A 2199-nucleotide genomic window follows, 5' to 3' on the forward strand; every position below is an offset into this window, starting at 1 on the left:
TCAAAATTTTATAAAATTATGAATGTTGAATTTTGAATTAAAAGGGGAAAAATTTTATAAAACTTAACCTTCAATCCAAAATTCAAAATTTAGAATTCAAAATTTTATAAAACTTAACCTTCAATCCAAAATTCAAAATTTAGAATTCAAAATTTCTTAAACGGCTAAATACATACCCTTTTTTAAAACTCTTGTGCCTTGCTCATCCCTTTATCACCCCAAGGGGAGTAAGCTTTGCTACCTTCCTTGATATTCCCGCACCTACAAGGACATTAACCACCTCGGTAACATCCTTATATGCCTCGGGCATCTCCTCAGCCAATGTCTCTACGCCTGCTGACCTTACAATTATCCCCTGCTTCTTTAGCTCATAATCTATCCTTCTACCTTTTGCCTTTTTAATTGCACCTGTCCTTGAGAGAACCCTTCCTGCACCATGACAGGCTGTGCCAAATGTTTCCTCAAACCCTTTTTCTGTTCCTACCAGGACATAGGATGCCCTTCCCATATCACCTGGAACAACGACAGGCTGTCCAACATCTTTATATTTTGGTCCTATCTCTAAATGACCCTTGGGAAATGCCCTGGTTGCTCCCTTTCTATGGACAAACAATTTCTTTGAAATTCCATCTACAATATGGGTTTCTATCTTTCCAATATTATGGGCAACATCATAGACAAGGTCTATACCGAGTGATTTTGGGTTTTCAGAAAAGAATTTTGAGAATGCCTGCCTTGTCAAGTGCATAAGGCATTGTCTGTTTGCCCAGGCATAATTAGCGGCAGATGCCATTGCTCCGATATATGCCTTTCCCTCCTTTGAGGAAACTGGAGCACAACAAAGCTGCTTATCGGGCAAAACTATCCCATATTTCCTTGAGGCATCAAGCATTGTCTTTACATAATCCTCGCAGACCTGATAGCCAAGACCACGAGAGCCAGAATGAATCATAATGGTTATTTGGTCTTTGAATAAGCCAAATCCGCTTGCTGTTTTTTCATCATAAACCTCTGAAACCCTTTGAATCTCAAGGAAATGGTTTCCTGAGCCCAATGTTCCCAGTTGACCACCTCCCCTCTCCAATGCCCTCTGAGATACCATATCGGGGTCTGCTAAATCCAGGTATCCTCCCTCCTCTATTGCCTCCAGGTCTTCTTTCCATCCATATCCCCTTTTAACCGCCCATTCCGCACCTTGCAATAAGACATCCTCTTCCTCTTTTCCAAATACCTTGATAGCTCCCTTTGAGCCAAGACCAGAGGGGATTGTTTGGAAAAGAAGGTTAACCAAACCTTCAATTTTATCCTTTATATCCTCTAGTTTTAAATTTGTCCGCACAAGCCTAACCCCACAATTTATATCAGAACCAACACCGCCAGGTGAGACAACGCCACCCTTTTCAATATCACAGGCAGCTACGCCACCTATGGGAAGGCCATATCCCCAATGAATATCAGGCATAGCTAGGGAATATTTTACAATCCCAGGAAGGGTTGCCACATTTGCAACCTGATGTGGTGTATTATCTGCCTTTATATGGGAAAGAAGCTTTTCTGTGGCATAGATAAGACCAGGGACTTTCATATCAGCCCTAAAGCTTTTTGGTATCTGCCACCTATAATCGTCTATTCTTTCTAATGGCCCTTTCCAAATTCCTTCCATTATTTAAATTTACTCTCTCTTAAGATGTTTGGTAAAGGTAATTCTATGGAGTTTCGATAAACCATATTTTTGAATAGCCATAATATGTTCTCTTGTTGGATAGCCCTTATGTTTGGCAAAGCCATAATCAGGAAATATTTTATCATAATTCTCCATTATTCTATCCCTTGTTACCTTTGCAATAATGGAGGCAGCTCCTATTACAAGCTCATTTTTATCCCCCCTTATAATTGGGATTTGTTCATAAGGAATATCTGGAATCTTATAAGGACCATCAACCAGAACAAGGGATGGTTTTTTCTTTAAAGAAAGGACAGCAATTCTCATTGCCAGAAGAGAGGCATTTAGAATATTTATTTTGTCAATTAACCCATTTTCTACTACCCCAATTCCATAATCTGCCCTTTTTATTAGTATTTCATAAAGCCCTTCCCTTTTCTTTTTTGATAATAATTTTGAATCTTTAATCTCTGATATTTCTTCCTTCAGGCTACAGGCTACAGCTACTACTGGCCCTGCCAGTGGACCCCTTCCTG

At 39.7% G+C, this 2199-nt stretch carries 2 protein-coding genes; both read right to left on the bottom strand.

Annotation, left to right across the window (positions count from 1 at the left end):
* Positions 1-202: 202 nt before the first annotated feature.
* A complete protein-coding gene (locus AB1397_08385) occupies positions 203-1663 on the bottom strand; it encodes an RtcB family protein (GenBank protein ID MEW6482989.1) in 1461 nt (486 codons plus the stop codon).
* Positions 1664-1672: 9 nt separating this feature from the next.
* Positions 1673-2199 (bottom strand): ribonuclease HII (locus AB1397_08390; protein MEW6482990.1); only part of this gene is annotated, 527 nt, incomplete at its 5' end.

The organism is bacterium (genome assembly GCA_040756715.1).
Lineage (GTDB): Bacteria > UBA9089 > UBA9088 > UBA9088 > UBA9088 > JBFLYE01.

Excerpts from the sequence above, each read along its gene's own strand:
- AB1397_08385 (MEW6482989.1), bottom strand. The coding sequence starts at position 1,663 with ATGGAAGGAATTTGGAAAGGGCCATTAGAAAGAATAGACGATTATAGG.